The organism is Halopiger xanaduensis SH-6 (assembly GCF_000217715.1).
In the GTDB taxonomy this organism is placed as follows: Archaea; Halobacteriota; Halobacteria; order Halobacteriales; family Natrialbaceae; genus Halopiger; species Halopiger xanaduensis.
The window spans coordinates 67777-82881 of sequence record NC_015658.1 but is presented as its reverse complement, the minus strand read 5'-3'; the positions used below and the strand labels follow the sequence as shown (position 1 = coordinate 82881).

Sequence of the window (15105 nt, the reverse complement as noted above, 5' to 3'; positions counted from 1 at the left end):
CAGATAGCTTATCTATCTACGGTGCCGTCGCATGGCGATTCTCTCCGTCATCTCGAGAAACGAAAAACTGTAAGAATACGTATCAAGAGCCACAGGACGGACAACAGCACTTCTGGAGCGTATTTAGCGATAGCGCCGTCGCTCGAGTGTTTCGAGCCAGTCTACAGGACGCAGGAACGGGTAACGGGTATCCAGCGAAGAAGAAACAGGGTCGACTCGAGCGGCCTCGAGACGAGGTAGATCTATTCGCGCTGCGGACGGGCCTCGAGATCGAACGTCCGGTCCTCGACGATAAGCTGTAGGCGACCGTCGTCGCGACGGCCGTCGTTCGAGCGGTCGAACAGGCCGAGTTCGTCCGGATCGATGCGAAGTTCGACCGTCGTTCGCTCGCCGGGCTCGAGTTCGACGCGCTCGAAGGCCCACAGTTCGCGAACGGGCGTCACGACCGAACTGAACTCGTCGCGGCCGAACGCCTGGACGACCTCGCTGCCGTGTCGGTCGCCGGTGTTGGCCACCGTGACGCGGACCGTGACGTCCTCACCCGGCGCGATCGCGTCGTCGGACAGGTCGATCGCTTCGTACTCGAGAGTGGTGTAACTCAGTCCGTGGCCGAACTCGAACAGCGGGTCGTACGAGGACGGGTGTTCGTCGGAACCGATCGGGTGTGGATGCGGCAGGTAGTTGAAGTACGTCGGTAGATCGGCCGCCGATCGCGGCATCGAAATCGGGAGCCGGCCGCCGGGCTCGGCCTGGCCGAACAGGACCTTCGCGATCATCCCGCCGCCGACGCGCCCCGGATAGTACGCCATGAGAATCGCCGGGACGTCGTCGGCCAACTCCTCGATAGCCAGCGGGCGGCCGGTCACCAGCACCGCGACGACCGGCGTTCCGGTCGCCGACACTGCGTCGACGAGATCGCGCTGGGCATCGGGCAACGAGAGTTCGTTCCGGGTCGGGAACTCGCCTGTCTCGCCGTCGGTCTCCGCGGAGGGACCGAATTCATGGAGGTACCAGTCCTCGCCGAGGGCGATCACGGCGACGTCGGCCTCGGCCGCTCGCTCCGCGGCGGCGTCGATATCGACGGGCGCGTTGATCCCGCTGCCGGGTTCGTAGGTGACGGTCGTCTCGTCGGCGACGTCGGCGATTCCCTCGAGGATCGTCGTCCCGGGGACGCCCTCGTCGGCGTTACAGCTCCAGCCGCCGTTCTGGTGGACGATCGCGTCGGCGTTCGGTCCGGTGACGAACACCTCGTCGGCGTCCTCGAGCGGGAGCAGATCCTCTTCGTTTTGCAGCAGCGTCAGCGACTTGCGGACGGTCTCGCGGGCGACATTGAGGTGGTCCGGTGTGCCGAGTGCCTCCGCGGCGTCGTCGTCCGGGTACGGATCTTCGAAGAGGCCGAGCGCGAACTTCGCCCGCAGTACTCGCTCGGCGCTAGCCTCGATTACCTCTTCGGACAGGGCGCCCTGCTCGACCAGTTCCTGGACGTGTCCCGCGTGTTCGCCGCCGGCGACCGAACCGATATCCAGCCCTGCGCTGTGGGTCTGACGGGCCGCCTCGAGCGGCGTCCCCGCTGTCCGGTGTTCCTCGTGCAACTGCGCGATTCCGTTCCAGTCCGAGACGACGACGCCGTCGAACTCGAGTTCCTCGCGGAGGAGGTCGGTCAGGTAGCGACTGGAGCCGTGTGCCGGCTCCCCGTCGACCGAGTTGTAACAGGGCATCACCGAGCCGACGTCTTCGTCCAGTGCGTCCTCGAAGGGCGGCAAGAGTACGTTGCGGAGCGTGTGCGAGGAGACGTCGACCGGCGCGGCGTCCTCGCCGCGTGCGGGGACCCCGTAGGCCGGGAAGTGCTTGGCCGTCGCGAGCACGCTATCTCCCTCGAGGTCGTCGCCCTGATATCCCCGAACTTTGCTGGCGGCCAGTTGTCCGACGAGGTACGGACTCTCGCCGAACGTTTCGCCGGTCCGCCCCCATCGGGGATCGCGAACGACGTCGCACGTCGGGCTGTAGTTCTGTGCGGCACCGGTCGCACGCAGTTCCGCCGCCGTGATCTCGGCGGTTCGCTCGATCAGGTCGGGACTCCACGTCGCCGCCGCGCCGAGCGCGTTCGGGAAGACGGTCGCCTCCTTGATGTAGGCGTGACCGTGGATCGCATCCGAGGCGAACAAAAGCGGGATCCCGAGGCGGGTCTCTTCGACGGCGTGTTGCTGGAGCCGGCGCGCCGCGTCGACGGCCTCGTCGACCGACTCGTTCGGCGACCCGCCCCAACCGAAGGGAGCGACGGCCCCGATGTGGTACTCGTCGATCTCATCGATAACGTCGTCGACGTCGTGGAGTCCCTCGTCCAGAACCCCGACGTAGGACCCGGCCAGTTGCCCGATCTTCTCCTCGAGGGTCATCCGCTCGAGGAGGTCGGCGACGCGCTCGTCGATCGACAGCGACGGATCTAGATACCGAACCTCGCTCGTCATGGATGTAGGGATCCACGCAGGACGATAATAAGTGTATCCCTCGTAAGCGGACGTTTGAGGCCTCGAGGAGGCGTAATAACGATGTGTGCGGGCGAAACGCGCGAACGGTATAAACAACTGTTATGTTTTCCGAAAATTATTTAAAATACGAGACGGTACCGGCAGGAGTACATGGCACCAGAGAGAGTGCTATCCACCGGCGGAGAGGCATCACGGCGACGGATCTTACATATCACCGGCACAGCGGGGGCAGCGGCGCTCGCAGGGTGTGCCGGCGGCAGCGACGACGAGGCCGACGACACCGGCGGGGAGATCACCGGCGACGAGCCGATGACCGAGCGGACCTTCACCGCGCCGACGTCGGTCCTTCCCGACGACATGCAGTGGAACGCCGCGAACGACAGCAACTATCCGGATCGGCCAGGGTTCGTCGTCTTCGACCAGCTGGTGTACTTCCGGGCGACGACCGGCGAGTTCGCCGAGGGAGCGCTCGCCGACTGGGAGGTCGGCGACGACGCGGCGACGCTGACGCTGCAGGACGACCTGACGTGGCACAACGGCGAGGACGCCACGGCGGAGGACCTCGTCCGAAAGCTCCACATCTCGCTGTACGACAACCATCCGATCGGGAACTTCACCTCGGTCGAGAACGTCGAAGCTGTCGACGACACGACCGTCGAGGTCGGACTCGAGGCCGACGTCTCCGAGCCGGTCTTCCTCAACTCGATCCAGAACATGGAGCTGGATACGCCGGCCGAGCAGTATCAGGATATCCTCGAGGAACTCGAGAACGATCCCGAATCGACGGCGCTGGCGGATTTCGCGCCCGAGGAACCGATCGGGACGGGTCCGTTCCAGTACGATAGCTCCGGGGAACAGGAACTCGTCACCACGAAGTTCGAGGACTCCCACTGGGCGGACGACGTCAACTTCGCCGAGTACCGATTCCGATTTATCGACGGGAACGAGCAGGCCTGGCAGGCCCTGCGAGGCGGCTCGGTCGACGCCCTACACAACATCTTCACCTCGCCGGACATCATGGCGTCGTTCCCGGACCACGTCGTCGAGATCCAACAGCCCGCAAACTGGGGGCTGTCGATCGCGTTCGACCACGACCACAAACACTTCGGGCAGCGCGAGGTCCGGAAGGCGATCGCCCACGTCGTCGATCGGGAAGTCGTCGCGGAGAACTCGGCGGGCGGCGGTGACGCGAAGGCACCCGTGGGGACGCCCACTGGCATCGTCGGCAACTTCGATGACTCGGCCGCTGAGTGGCTCGACGATCCCGACGCGTTCGAGGACTACGCCGGAAACAACACCGAGCGGGCGACCGAACTGCTCGAGTCGGCCGGCTTCTCCCGTGAGGACGGGACCTGGGTCGACGCGGACGGCGAGACGCTGACCTTCGAGTTCAAGGTGCCCGCCGCCTGGAACGAGTGGGTCGACGCCGCGATCACGATCAACCAGCACCTGCAGGACTTCGGCGTTCAGACGAACCTCGTGACCCGGGACGACGGCGTCTACTTCGGTCAGGACCTCTACGGCGATACCGGCTTCGATATCGCCGGGTTCTGGTGGTCCGACGGCTGGACGTATCCCTACCACACCTTAAACTGGAACTTGAACAGCGCCGACGCGAAGAACGTCTACAACTACTCCGAATCGATCGAGTTGCCCCCGATCGGCGATCCCGACGGCGAAACCGAGACCCTCGAGTTCGCCCCCGAGTTCGAGGAACTGGTCGGGATGGATCAAGACGCCGAGGAGACCCGACAGAAGATCAACGAACTGGCGTGGGCCTTCAACTACGACCTGCCGCAGCTGCCGATCCAGGAGAAGGTCGATCAGTGTTTCGTCGCGACCGAAAACTTCAGCGTCGTCGACGACTCCGATCCCGATGCATCGGTCAAGTATCCGACGACGTACCTCCCCCGGATCGGAAAGCTCGTCGCGAAGGAGGAGTAGCGCGGCCAAGTCGAACACATGCAACGATACTACGTCGAACGCACGCTGCAGGCGATCGTCACGGTGGTGTCGGTGATGAGCCTCGCGTTTTTCCTGCTTCGGCTGATGCCCGGCAACCCCGCCGACGCCTATCGGGCCGAGCTCATCCAGAACAATCCGCAGATGACGCAGGCCGAGATCGACCACCGCGTCGAGCGCAAGCTCAACGTGATTCCCGACGCGCCGCTGCACGAACAGTACATCAACTACGTGACCGGGCTGTTGCAGGGCGACCTCGGCGAGTCGATCAACGAGGGCGTTCCCGTCGCCGAGATCATCGCGGAGGCGCTCCCGTGGACGATCTTCACGATGGCGACCGCGCTGTTGCTCTCCTTCGCTATCGGCGTCTCGCTCGGCGCCATGATGGCCTACAAGGAGGGCAGCTACTTCGACAACGGCTTCTCCGTCGGCTCGATCCTGTTCAACTCGATCCCGAACTACATCGTCGGAATCCTGCTGATCTGGTTCCTCGGCTACCGGTTCGAGCTGTTCCCGACCGGCGGCCGCTACTCGACCGAGATGGACCCGACCGTCGCGCTGCTCGAGCCGCTCCAGACGCTCGCGTTCCTCGGGGACGCGGTCTGGCACGCCGCGTTGCTGATCGCCTCCTATACGGTCGTCGCGGCCGGCGGCTGGGCGCTGCGGATGCGGGGCAACAGCATCCAGATACTCGGCGAGGACTACCTGCGCGTCGCGCGGCTCCGCGGCCTCTCCGAACGCCGGATCGCGACGCGGTACGTCGGGCGCAACGCCGTCCTGCCGCTGTACACGGCCCTGCTGATCGCGATCGGCTTCGCGCTGGGCGGCAGCGTCATCCTCGAGCAGGTGTTTACCTACCCCGGCGTGGGCTACTACATGATCGAGGGCCTCGAGGCTCGCGACTACCCGCTCATGATGGGCGTGTTCCTCGTGATGACCGTCGCCGTCGTGCTCGGCGTCTACATCGCCGACCTGACGTACGGGATCATCGATCCGCGAGCGCAGACGCGGGGAGGTGAGCACTGATGAGCGAACGGAGCGAGCGGACGGGAACGGAGCCGCTGCACGCGATCGACGACGGCGACGCCTTCGAAGCCGTCTCCGAAACGACGCTCACCCGGAAAGAGCGGTACCAGCGGCTGGTCGACCGCTGGCTCCTCGCGCCGGGCCGAATCGTCTGGAGCGTGCGCCGCGCCCGCATCGGCGCCGGGATCATTCTGCTGTACGTGATCCTCGGGCTGATCGGCCCGGCGCTCTACAAGGAACCGCGAACCAACCAGGGGCCGCGGTCGGTCGCGCCGCTCGCCGAGGGGCTGGCGTACCCTCTCGGGACCGACAACCTCGGCCGGGACATCCTCGCCCAGATTGTTCACGCGACGCCGTCGATGCTGCAGATGATCGCGGCCGGCGGCCTGTTCGTGACGGTCATGGGCGTCACCGTCGGGACGGTCGCGGGCTACTCCGGCGGTCGGACCGACCGGGTGCTCTCGCTCGTCACGGACATCGTGATGACCATTCCGGGGCTCCCGCTGATCGTCATCCTCGCCGCACTGCTCGAGCCCCAGAACCCGATCGTCACGGGGCTAATCCTGACGGTCAACGTCTGGGCGGGGCTGGCCCGCGAGATTCGCTCGCAAGTGCTGTCGATCAGCCGCCACTCCTACGTCGAGGCGTCCCAGGCGATGGGGCTCTCGACGCCGTCGATCATCGTCAAAGACATCCTTCCGAACATCATGCCGTACGTACTGATCACGTTCGTCAACGCCGCGAGACAGGTCATCTTCGCATCGGTCGGCCTGTACTTCCTGGGGGTATTGCCGTACGACAGCGTCGTCAACTGGGGCGTCATGATCGACCAGGCGGTCAGCGGCGGCGCCATGCACGTGGCGTCGATGGCCCACTGGCTGATCGCGCCGCTGGCGACGATCACCCTGCTGTCGTTCGGGCTGATCCTGTTCTCGCAGGGGACCGATCGAATGTTCAACCCGCGCGTTCGCGCTCGACACGCCTCGACCACGGGATCGGACGACGAGTCGACCGAGGCCGGTGGCAGCGCTGCAGCGACAGCCGGGACCGGAGGTGGGATCCGATGAGCGGCCGTATCGATCACTCGGAATCGGACGCCGTTGCGACCGAGTCTCGATCCGACGCGGTCCTCACGTGTCGCGACCTCACCGTCGAGTTCCATATGGATCGGGGAACGTCGACAGTGCTCAACGGCCTCGACATCGACGTCGAGCGCAACGAGATCATCGGCGTCGTCGGCGAGTCCGGGTCCGGGAAATCGATGTTCGCGTCCGCGCTGCTGGACGCCGTCGTCGATCCCGGCGTCACTTCGGGAACGATCACCTACCGACCGACGGACGGTCGGGAAGTCGACGTCCTCGAGCTCTCGGACGACCGGCTCCGGCAGCTTCGCTGGGAGGAAATCTCGATGGTGTTCCAGGGCGCGCTCTCGTCGTTCAACCCGACGCTGACGCTTCGGGGCCACTTCGCGGAGACGCTCGAGGCCCACGACTACGACGTCGAGGACGGGATGGAACGGACGCGGGAACTCCTCGCCGACCTCTATCTCGACCCCGACCGGGTGCTCGATTCGTACCCGCACGAGCTCTCGGGCGGGATGAAACAACGAGCGCTGATCGCGCTCTCGCTCGTCCTCGAGCCCGAAGTACTGGTGATGGACGAGCCGACGGCGGCGCTGGACCTGCTGATGCAGCGATCGATCGTCAGCCTGCTCGACGATCTGCGGGACAAGTACGACCTGACCATGGTGTTTATCACCCACGATCTGCCGCTCGTGACGAAACTGGCGGACCGCATCGGCGTCCTCTACGCGTTCGAACTCGCGGAGGTGGGCCGGACCGAGGAGATCCTCCGGTCGCCGACCCACCCGTACACGCGGGCGCTGTTGAACTCGACGCCAGACATCGACTCCCCGCTCGAGGAGATGCGACCGATCGAGGGATCGGCGCCCGACCCGGTCAACGTGCCCTCGGGCTGTCCGTACCATCAGCGGTGTCCGATCTCGACGGAGGACTGCGCGACGGTGAAGCCGCCGATGGAGCCGGTCACGGAAACCCACGACGTCGCCTGTCACCACCGCGACCGCGCCGACGAGATCGAACTCACCGCGGAGGTGGACGGATGAGCACCGACGAACCCGTCGTCTCGATGGACGGCGTCGACGTCCACTTCGAGACGGAGGACGGGCTCAACCCATTCGAGGATCCCCGGACCGTTCGGGCGGTCGACAGCGTCGACCTCGAGATTCCCGAGAACGACGTCGTCGCGATCGTCGGCGAGTCCGGCAGCGGGAAGACGACGCTCGGCAAGGCGGCCGTCGGCCTCCAGCGACCGACTGGCGGTACCGTCAGCTACCGCGGCCAGGACGTCTGGGAAGCCAAGAAACGCTTCTCGAACCCGTCGATCCCATACGACGAGATTCGGCGGTCGCTCCAGATCATCCACCAGGATCCCGGGTCGTCGCTGAACCCGCACCGAACCGTCGAGGCGTCGCTCGCCGAGCCGCTGAAGAAGTATCAAACCGACCTCGGTCCCGAGGACCGCGAGGCGCGGATCCTCGCGATGCTCGAGCGCGTCGGCATGGCGCCGCCCCACGACTACGCCCAGCGATATCCACACCAGCTTTCCGGTGGAGAGAAACAGCGCGTCGCCCTCGTGCGGGCGCTGTTGATGAATCCGGATCTCATCCTGGCCGACGAGGCGGTGTCGGCGCTGGACGTCTCCCTGCGCGTCGAAGTGATGGACCTGATGCTCGACCTGCAGGAGCAGTTCGACACCTCGTTCCTCTTCATCTCGCACGACCTCTCGAACGCCCGCTATCTGGCCGAGCACGCCGGCGGGCGCCTCGGCGTGATGTACCTCGGGGAACTCGTCGAACTCGGAGAGGCACAGGAGGTGCTGCAGAATCCACAGCACCCCTACACGAAGGTGCTAAAGTGGGCGACGCCGTCACTCAGTCTCGAAGAGGGGGCCGCGGAACCGCCAGTTCGGGAGATCGACATCCCCGATCCGGTCGATCCGCCGTCGGGCTGTCGGTTCCACACGCGGTGTCCGCACGCAACCGAACACTGCAAGATGACGGCGCCCGACGTGCGCTCGGTCGACGACGGCGCTCGAGCGCACCGCGCCTCCTGCTTCCGCCTCGAGGAGGATGGCGAGTATTGGGAGAGCGAGCCGCTCGAGGGCGCGCAACTGGACGAGGAATAACCGACGGCTGCTTTTCTCTATTCGGCAGCGGTTCACGGATCGTGTTGGCGTCGCAATACTCAGCAACGTTTAGTCGACGGGTCGATACTGCCGACAGCGATACAGGACGTAGACGGCCCCCAGAAATCCAACACCAACGAGGACGAAATCGGCGACGAGGACGGTCCGCGATGCGGACTCGGACGGCTGGAGCCACAGCGCCACGAGCAACAGTACGAGCAGGACTGCCTCGAGACCGAGCAGCAACACGACCGCGGAGCGGTACTCGCGCATCGTCTTCCAGAACCGATCGGTAATCGTGTCCGCCATTGGTACTCACACTCGAGTGCGATCACTTCTTGGTACCGGTTCATAACGACGGAATCGACGCACTCGCCGGGCTTGACGACCCGATCAGTCGGCCTCGGAATCGGACTCAGCGTCCGCCTCGAGCGCCTCGTCGACGTCGACCCCAGTCTCGCTCGAGGGCTCCTCGAACTCGATTGCCTCGAGGGTAATGCGGACCGCCTCGACGTCCTCGTAGACGGCGCCCCACCCGCCGATACTGTATTGGTCGCCGTCGGCGGCGACCTCCAGTTGCAGGAAGCCGGCGACGTCCTCGAACGAGGGGTGCTCGTCCGAACGATAGATCCCCGGATACGCGATATCAGCGACGATACCCGTAATCTGACAGGGCTCGTTCGTTTCGACCCACGTCCCGTCGATGGTCACCGCGAGATCAGCGCCGTCGCGCCACAGCGACGCCACGTCGCGGACGAACTCCTCTAGGGTCATGTAGGGGAAGGGCGGCTCGGTATCCTCGTAGACCGTCTCCCAGAGTTCCCAGACGCCGGTCTGGAAGTACCAGTGGAAGATAAACGAGAGGATGTAGTCGTCGATCAGGACGCCGAAGGGCCGGTTCGCCCAGTCGTTCGGCGTGAAACACGTTCGGGTGCGGTCCGCGACGAGGAGAAACGGCCCCGGAATCCGGCAGGCGCGCAGTTCCGACACCGTCGCGGAGAGGTCGACATCCTCGAGCCGGTCCTCCAGATCCGTCCCGTAGACGGCGACGCGTATCACGACGCCGCGGTCGCGGGCGTCCTGCAGGGCGTTCGTGAGCGCCCGGAACTGGTCGACGGTCGCCGATAGTTCGATGAAACTCTCCGCGTCGCGGATCAAATCGCGTGCGCGGTCGACGACTGTCTCCTCGTGCTTGACGACGCTGACCGTATGCTCGCTGATCGCCGGTTGCTCCCACCGGTCCTCGATGGCGTCCGCAGCTTTGTTCATCAGCTTCCCGCGCGAGCGGAGTTCGCTGAGAATTTCGATCGGTTCCTTGGGGCGGGCGTGAAGCTTGTCCTGATCGAACGTTTCGACGTACCCCTCCCCCTCGAGCGCGCGGAGAACGTCGTAGATTTGCGATACTGGGACGGAACACTGCTTGGCGACCTCCACAGCCGGCATCATCCCCTGCTCGAGAAGCGTGATGTAGGCGTCGGCCTGGTACGCGGTCAATCCCGCGTCCTGCAGCGCGTCTCGCAGCGGATCCCTGTCCATGCCCGCATCACTGGCGCACCGATTAATCAGTCTTTTGCAACGTCTGACTCGAGCGCCGACGGCGCCGTGAGGGGTCAGTACTGGTGGGTGAACGCGTCGGAGACGTACTGAGTCCCGGCGCCGTCGTCCCAGACGAACCGGACGTCGATCGAGTCACCGTCGTCGGAGGCGTCTCGAACGTGGGTGTGGACGTCGCCGTCGGCCGTCATGCGGTAGCCGATCCAGCCGTTGCCGTTGTCGAACTGGATATCGGCCCATTCGGCGGCATTGTTCGGATCGAACTCCCAGTGGCTATCGGTGCCGTCGTCGGTAACGGTGGCAGTCCACCCCTCGCCGGCGTCGCCGGAGTAGGTGTGCTCGCCGCTGCCGCCGTCGTTTCCGCCATCGTTGCCACCATCGCCGCCGTCACCGCCGTCGCCACCGTTTCCGCCGTCGCCGCCGTCTCCGCCGCCGGTATCGTCGCCGGTGGACGTGGCCATCGAGTTCGCGGGCACGTACAGCTCGGTCCCGTCGGAGAACGTCACCGTCGTGCCGGCGTCGTCGGCGTTGTAGGCGACGTAGGTGCGCTCGGTGCCGTCGCTGAACACCTGATAGAACGGCGTGTCCGCGGTGGCGGTCCCGTCCGGCGCACCCATCTCGTGGAGGTTGTAGAGCCAGTGGTACGTCTGAGCGCGCGTGTGGCCGGCTTCGACCTCATAACTGTTCTTCCGCGCTTCGAACTTGTCGACGGCGTCCTGACTGTCCGAAAACGCCCGATACATCCACATGAGGTCCGGCCAGTAGTCGAACTCGTCGGTTCCCTTGTTCGCGACGAGTTCGTTGTAATTCGCCTCGGGCGCCGCATCGTCCCAGCCGAGGTGCAACGAATAGCCGGCGAACGGCAGCCAGTTGATGCCGTGGATCGCCTCCTCATCGGCGGTCCACCAGGTCGCGTAGGCGTAGCCGCCACCCCACACCATGCCGGCGGTATCGTAGTCCCACGAGTCGGGATGGCTGTCGTCGTCCGCGTCGAACCAGTACTCGTGGACGGCGTGGAGTTCGGTCGTGTAGAGGTAGATACCGAAGTCCCGCAGTTCCTGATTGCCGGTGTACTCGCCCCACTCGATGATCGCCGCGTACGCGTTGAGTGCCTCGGAGGACGACTCCTGATTGTTGCCGTCGGCGAACTCGGCGCCGCCGCCCTCCGCCCAAGAGTGCCCGCAGTAGGGACTGAAGTTTCGAGCAAACGGGAACATGTCGTCATCCCGGCTCGGGTTCGCGTAGTCGCGGATCAGGTGTTCGACCATGCCGCCCCACTCGCTGTCGGCCGCCCAGCCGGGATCGGTACGCGCAATCTCGGCGGCTGCGCGGACGTAGTAGCCGTAGTGGAAGTGGTGGTCGGACAGCGACGAGGCCGACCCGTGGCTCTCGGGATAGCCCAGCAGCGACCCCCAGTTATCGTCGTAGTAGAACAGTTCCTCCGAGCCGCTCTCTGCCTGGAGCCACCCCTCGAGGTGACTCCGCAGGGAGCCGACGATTTCGTCGCGCTTGCCGGTCTGGCCGAACTGTTCGGCCAGCGCCTTGCTCTCGACCAGGCGGCCGTAGTCCTTGCCGACGTTGTACGTGTCGGGCCCCTCGATCGAGGTGTCGATTTCCTGGATGTAGCCCTGTAGCTCCGCGACGTCGTAGCTCCCCTCGTCCGGCAGGAACGGCAGCATGCCGCCGTAGTCGTAGGTCGTCGAGAATGACGGCCCGGCGACGACGCGCATCTCCCCGCGGGGCGACGTGTAGGTCGGTCCCAGCGTCTCGTCGTCACTGTACTTCCACTGGTGGGGATGCAACGCGGTGATCGTCCCCGTCGCCGCGCTTTCGGGTTTGTCGTCGGTTTCGAAGGTATAAGTCGTGTGGACCGCGGCGTTCGCCTCGTCGTACTCCCAGTCGACGCGGGTGTCGGTGACGAAGTTGTACGCGTACGTTTCGGCGGTCTCGAGGAAGCCGGATTCGGGGAGGACTGCGACCGAGCAGTACCCCGCACCGCCGAGGTCGTTGACGAGCGTGTCGGTGCCGACGCCCGACCAGCTCGTTCCGGACGGCGCGAAGAGCCCGTAATGGTGGCCGTCGATCGTGACGCCGAGGACGTTCCCCTCGTCGGCCCAAACTTCGGGCGCCGCGTCGAAGGTGATCTCGGCGCCGCCGCCCGCGTACTCGCAGAACACGAACGGGGAGCCCTGCGCGAACGTCGCGCGCAGCGTCGTTGCGGTCCCGGCGCCCCAGACCGCGTCGACCGACCAGTCGCCGTGATCGTCGAGGCGCGCGTCCGCGAAACTGTCCGCACCCGTGTGTCCAATGGTTAGATCGCGCCCCTGATTGTCCATCACCGTCGTCGAGCCGTCGATCCACTCGGTCGGGTTCTTCACGAGGAAGCCGTCTTCTTCCGCCCGGAGCATGAGCGGCTGGGAGAACATGTTCTCCGAAAACGCGTTCCAGACCAGGCTCGACCACCAGTCGTTAGTCGGAACGGGTTCGTCGCTGAAGCTCGCCGTCGCCCAAATAGCGTCCTGCGGCGCCTCCGCACCTGCGGGTAACGTCGTCGTGTAGCTGCCGTTCCCGACCGTCACGTGATCGTTTGCGCTCACCGTGCCGGTCGCGCCGATCGCACCGGCGGCCGAGGTAGCCCCGATCAGTTTACAGTAGGTTCGCCGCGAGACGTCGCTCGAGTTCGGTTTGCTGTCGGTTCCATCGTCGTCGGACGGACGTTCGTCGTACATGCGTATCGACCGATAGCGCCGTGCGTGACCCGCCGGAGACTCCTCGTTGTTACCGCATCGCTGCTTGCTGGAGAGTCGCCGGCAGTGGCACGCTGTGGATCGCTACCACTACCCATTTTCAGATAATATCTATTATATTTTTCCACTAGATATAATGGGTCGCTGCGGCGGGAAAAGCGAACGACGAACACTTCTAACGTTCAAACACAGTCACTGTAAGCAACTGAGCGGCCGGCTTCCGTGTTGCGTGTCGAAAACGCCGGAGCGATTGCGAGAGCCTCGAGTCGGCTCCTGGACGTCAATTCCTACTCTATCTTATAGTTCATTTTTCCATGAAGGAGAGTGAACAATCAGTAGACTAGAACAGGACAAATTAGACAGTTATATATCATGTTCAGGGAGAATAGACAAAAATAATAGATATTCGTTGGCGAGGTAGTGAGCTATAACCGCGTGACGCAGGCAGCCGATCGTCGAAGAGCCGCATATGAGCCAGATGAGTTACAGCCATACGCCTGTAAATCCCACGTGTAAATCTTCACTCGAACTACTGTTCAATGATGTTGAAGCGAAGTTCAACGAGCGGCGCGAGGGGCCGTGAGCTGGGCGGGTTCCGAGTCGGTTCGACGGGAAAACGGAAAGCGGTTAGTGCCGATGTGGAAAACGACCCCTAAAAACAACTCTCGACGGCCAGTCTCCGCCTTCCGTTCACTATATCTGAACCGAAAGTACATCGGATAGCGGCGACGCTGAAGACGAGACGTACTGCGGCAACTGCGGGGACCGCAGCAGCCAGTATCGGTCGTCACCCGCCGGAACCGATCGAGCGAAACGGTTCCAAACGAACGTTGGACCGAATTTATCGGACGTTCGTTCACTATCGTATAACGAATTCGGTCCACTTGCGGCAGTTACACCTTCAGGGAATTTTATAGTGCTGGTTACCACATGACGTGGTATGGCACCGACGATCACGCGGATCGAAAGTCGGGAATTCGAGTACCCGCTCGAGGATATCGGGACCGACGAGCACGGGTTCAATCTCGTCTACGAGCCCGGCGAGACGACGTGGCGGAAGCTGTTCGGCATCAAGGTCCACACCGACGAGGGGATCGCCGGCGAGTACGTCGGCGGGAACTCGCCGGGCGCGGCCCAGATCAACATGTTCGCCGACTACCTCGTCGGGAAGAACCCGCTCGAGCGCGAGAAACACTGGAGCGAGATCAAACGGGCCCTGCGAAAGTACGATCGGATGGGAATCGGACCGGTCGACATTGCGCTGTGGGACTTCGCTGGGAAGTACTACGACGCGCCGATCCACGAACTGCTGGGGACCTACCGGGAGTCGATCCCGGCCTACGCTTCGACCTACCACGGCGACGAGAACGGCGGCCTCGACTCGCCCGAGGCGTTCGCCGACTTCGCCGAAGAGTGTCTCGAGCGCGGGTTCCCGGGGTACAAGATTCACGGCTGGGGCGGCAGCGACGCGAGTCGCGACCTCGATCGCGAGATCGCGTCGATCGAGGCGGTCGGCGAGCGCGTGGGCGACGAAATGGACCTCATGTTCGATCCGGCCTGCGAGTACGAGACCTTCGCCGATGCACTCAAAGTCGGTCGCGCGCTCGACGAACACGGCTTCCTCTGGTACGAGGATCCCTACCGGGACGGCGGTATCTCCCAGCACGGCCACCGGAAGCTCCGGGAGCAACTCGAGACGCCGATCCTCCAGACGGAGCACGTTCGGGGGCTCGAGTCCCACGCCGATTTCGTGGCGAACGGCGGCACCGACTTCGTCCGCGCGGATCCCGAGTACGACGCGGGAATCACGGGTGCGATGAAGGTCGTCCACATGGCCGAATCGTTCGGACTGGACGTCGAGTTCCACGCGCCGGGGCCGGCCCAGCGCCACTGTATCGCGGCGACGCGGAACACGAACTACTACGAGATGGCGCTTGTCCACCCGGAGTGTCAGAACACGCAGCCGCCGGTGTACGAGGGCGGGTACTCCGACATGATGGATACCGTCGACGAGAACGGTCACGTCACCGTTCCGGACGGCCCCGGGCTCGGCGTCGACTACGACTGGGACTACATCGAGGAGAACCAGACCGGCCAGTTGCACGTCTACGAGTGATCCC

The 15105-nt window shown here is 64.4% G+C and carries 10 protein-coding genes; 6 read left to right on the top strand and 4 right to left on the bottom strand.

Going from position 1 to position 15105, the window contains the following annotated elements:
* Window positions 1–242: 242 nt before the first annotated feature.
* Window positions 243–2468 carry a glycoside hydrolase family 3 N-terminal domain-containing protein gene (locus HALXA_RS18095; protein ID WP_013875703.1) on the bottom strand — a complete coding sequence of 742 codons (2226 nt, stop codon included), beginning with the start codon at window positions 2466–2468 and terminating at the stop codon, window positions 243–245.
* 171 nt (window positions 2469–2639) lie between these two features.
* On the opposite strand from HALXA_RS18095, the gene HALXA_RS18090 reads away from it, so the two are divergent.
* From HALXA_RS18090 to HALXA_RS22790, 5 genes are read left to right on the top strand one after another with little or no spacing between them, the layout of a single operon-like run.
* Window positions 2640–4433 (top strand): ABC transporter substrate-binding protein, encoded by a 1794-nt coding sequence (locus tag HALXA_RS18090; RefSeq protein WP_013875702.1) that lies wholly within the window; start codon window positions 2640–2642, stop codon window positions 4431–4433.
* Window positions 4434–4451: 18 nt separating this feature from the next.
* Window positions 4452–5477 (top strand): ABC transporter permease, encoded by a 1026-nt coding sequence (locus HALXA_RS18085; protein ID WP_013875701.1) that lies wholly within the window; start codon window positions 4452–4454, stop codon window positions 5475–5477.
* Window positions 5477–6544, top strand: coding sequence for an ABC transporter permease (locus HALXA_RS18080; protein ID WP_013875700.1), 1068 nt, complete (start codon window positions 5477–5479; stop codon window positions 6542–6544). The genes HALXA_RS18085 and HALXA_RS18080 overlap by 1 nt, the downstream gene beginning before the upstream one ends.
* Window positions 6541–7602: an ABC transporter ATP-binding protein gene (locus HALXA_RS22795; protein ID WP_013875699.1), complete on the top strand. Its 1062-nt coding sequence runs from the start codon at window positions 6541–6543 to the stop codon at window positions 7600–7602. The genes HALXA_RS18080 and HALXA_RS22795 overlap by 4 nt, the downstream gene beginning before the upstream one ends.
* Entirely contained in the window at window positions 7599–8684 is a 1086-nt protein-coding gene (locus HALXA_RS22790) for an ABC transporter ATP-binding protein (RefSeq protein ID WP_013875698.1), read from the top strand. The genes HALXA_RS22795 and HALXA_RS22790 overlap by 4 nt, the downstream gene beginning before the upstream one ends.
* A 69-nt stretch (window positions 8685–8753) precedes the next feature.
* Here HALXA_RS22790 and HALXA_RS18065 read toward each other — a convergent pair whose 3' ends face one another.
* The 3 genes from HALXA_RS18065 to HALXA_RS18055 form a co-directional block, all read right to left on the bottom strand.
* A complete protein-coding gene (locus HALXA_RS18065) occupies window positions 8754–8993 on the bottom strand; it encodes a hypothetical protein (protein ID WP_013875697.1) in 240 nt (79 codons plus the stop codon).
* An 84-nt stretch (window positions 8994–9077) separates the two neighbouring features.
* The gene (locus HALXA_RS18060; protein WP_013875696.1) at window positions 9078–10220 is read right to left on the bottom strand and encodes a TrmB family transcriptional regulator; all 1143 of its coding nucleotides are present in this window, start codon (window positions 10218–10220) and stop codon (window positions 9078–9080) included.
* Between the two features lie 74 nt (window positions 10221–10294).
* Window positions 10295–12967, bottom strand: coding sequence for a glycosyl hydrolase (locus tag HALXA_RS18055; protein WP_013875695.1), 2673 nt, complete (start codon window positions 12965–12967; stop codon window positions 10295–10297).
* A gap of 958 nt (window positions 12968–13925) precedes the next feature.
* Between HALXA_RS18055 and HALXA_RS18050 the strand changes: the two genes are divergently transcribed.
* Window positions 13926–15101: a mandelate racemase family protein gene (locus HALXA_RS18050; protein WP_013875694.1), complete on the top strand. Its 1176-nt coding sequence runs from the start codon at window positions 13926–13928 to the stop codon at window positions 15099–15101.
* The last annotated feature ends 4 nt before the right edge of the window (window positions 15102–15105 follow it).